Source organism: Pseudonocardia halophobica (genome assembly GCF_027922425.1).
Classification (GTDB): domain Bacteria; phylum Actinomycetota; class Actinomycetes; order Mycobacteriales; family Pseudonocardiaceae; genus Pseudonocardia; species Pseudonocardia halophobica.
Map to the genome: position 1 here is coordinate 1 of NZ_BSFQ01000098.1, position 1,884 is coordinate 1,884.

General features: G+C 70.7%; 1 protein-coding gene. It reads left to right on the forward strand.

All coding sequences use genetic code 11. The features are described 5' to 3' along the window. Positions 1 to 1,749, forward strand: a 1,749-nt coding sequence (locus PKE99_RS37365) for a 2-oxoacid:acceptor oxidoreductase subunit alpha (RefSeq protein ID WP_271215006.1), incomplete at its 5' end; no start/stop codon positions are given. Between the last annotated feature and the right edge of the window lie 135 nt (positions 1,750 to 1,884).

Genomic DNA, 1,884 nt, shown 5'->3' on the forward strand with positions numbered 1-1,884 from the left:
CTGCCCGGGGTCAGCTCGTTCCAGCTGCACTTCGCCAACTACGACATCCTGACTCCGGGCGACCGGCCGGACGTGCTGGTGGCGATGAACCCGGCCGCGCTCAAGGCGAACATCGGCGACCTGCCCCACGGCGGGGTGCTGATCGTCAACACCGACGAGTTCACCAAGCGCAACCTCACCAAGGTCGGCTACCAGGCCAACCCGCTCGAGGACGACAGCCTGGCCGACTTCCAGGTCCACGAGGTCGCCATGGCCACCCTCACCCGGGGGGCGCTGGAGGAGACCGGGCTGAGCAAGAAGGACGCCGAGCGGGCGAAGAACATGTTCGCCCTCGGCCTGCTGTCCTGGATGTACCACCGCCCGCACGAGGGGACCGAGCGGTTCCTGCGCGAGAAGTTCGCGAGCCGCCCGGAGCTGGCCGAGGCCAACATTCTCGCGTTCCGGGCCGGGCACGCCTACGGCGAGACCACCGAGGCGTTCGCCGTCACCTACGAGGTCGCCCCGGCGAAGCTGGAGCCCGGCACCTACCGGCAGATCACCGGCAACACCGCGATGGCCTACGGCATCGTCGCGGCCGGGCAGACCACCGGGCTGCCGGTGTTCCTGGGCAGCTACCCGATCACCCCGGCCTCGGACATCCTGCACGAGCTGTCCAAGCACAAGGCCTTCGGCGTGACCACCTTCCAGGCCGAGGACGAGATCGCCGGCGTCGGCGCCGCCCTCGGCGCCTCCTTCGGCGGCGCCCTGGGCGTGACCACCACCTCCGGCCCGGGGATCTCGCTGAAGTCCGAGACCATCGGGCTCGCGGTCGCGCTGGAGCTGCCGCTGCTGGTGATCGACGTGCAGCGCGGCGGCCCCTCCACCGGGCTTCCCACCAAGACCGAGCAGGCCGACCTGCTCCAAGCCATGTACGGGCGCAACGGCGAAGCACCGCTGCCGATCATCGCGCCGCGCTCGCCCGGGGACTGTTTCCACGCCGCCGTCGAGGCCGCCGCCCTCGCGGTCCGCTACCGCACCCCGGTGATCGTGCTCTCCGACGGCGCGCTGGCCAACGGGTCCGAGCCGTGGAAGGTCCCGGACGCCGCCACCCTCGAGAGCGTGGACCCGGACTTCGCCACCGAGCCCAACGCCCCGGACGGGTCCGGGGAGTTCTGGCCCTACCTGCGCGACACCGACACCCTGGCCCGGCCCTGGGCCATCCCCGGCACCCCCGGACTCGAGCACCGGGTCGGCGGGCTGGAGAAGGCCGACGGCCGCGGCTCGATCTCCTACGACCCGGACAACCACGACCGGATGGTCCGGCTCCGCCAGACCAAGATCGACAGCATCCCGGTGCCGGACCTCGAGGTCCACGATCCCAGCGGGAACGCCGAGCTACTCGTGCTGGGCTGGGGCTCCACCTACGGCCCCATCGAGGCCGGGGCCCGCCGCGTGCGGAACATGGGCCACAAGATCGCCACCGCGCACATCCGGCACCTCAACCCGCTGCCGGCCAACCTCGGCGAGGTCCTCGCGTCCTACCGCACGGTGCTGGTGCCGGAGATGAACCTCGGCCAGCTCGCGCTGCTGCTGCGCGGCAAGTACCTCGTGGACGCCAAGTCCTACACCAAGGTGTCCGGCCTGCCGTTCAAGGCCGAGGAACTGCAGGACGTGTTCCTCGACTACCTGACCGGCACCCACCCCAACAGCGCCGACACCAACAGCACCAACGGCTCCGGCAACGGGGCCCCTCTGGGAGTCCAGGCATGAGCACCGCCGACGTACTTCTTCCCGCGGAGGCGAAATGAGCACCGACCTGGGTCTGCCGTCGATCGGCGGGCTGGACCTCGTCCCGACCACCGACGCCAAGCAGACCGCCAAGGACTACACCTCCGACCAGGAGGT